This is a genomic window from Vibrio sp. 10N.261.52.A1, assembly GCF_002876325.1.
GTDB lineage: Bacteria > Pseudomonadota > Gammaproteobacteria > Enterobacterales > Vibrionaceae > Vibrio > Vibrio chagasii.
In genome coordinates this window covers 1-273 of the sequence record NZ_MCYD01000442.1, presented here as the reverse complement: position 1 = coordinate 273, position 273 = coordinate 1, and the positions used below count along the sequence as shown (strand labels likewise).

Sequence of the window (273 nt, the reverse complement as noted above, 5' to 3'; positions counted from 1 at the left end):
TTTGCTTTTTGCTTTTTGGAAGGTCTATCTCTTTAGTAAGCTCGACAAAAGAAGTTAACGCTCAACTTGCACCAGCTTCAGGTACGAATGCAGCTCGCTGTTCTTATACTCCACCGCTGAGTGAATATTAAGGTCTGCTCGAGCTACAACCGCGAATTCATATCGGTTGTCGCCTTTAGTAATCTCAACGTGCAATAAGCCGTCTTTTAACTGCCACTGCCCTACAGTTTTAAAGCGGTCAAACAAACGGTACTCCGTTAGAGTGCCATCGGC

1 pseudogene is annotated in these 273 nt (G+C 45.1%); it reads right to left on the bottom strand.

From position 1 onward, the window contains the following. Positions 1–54: 54 nt before the first annotated feature. A pseudogene (locus BCT81_RS05275) lies at positions 55–273 on the bottom strand (hypothetical protein); the annotation flags it as partial.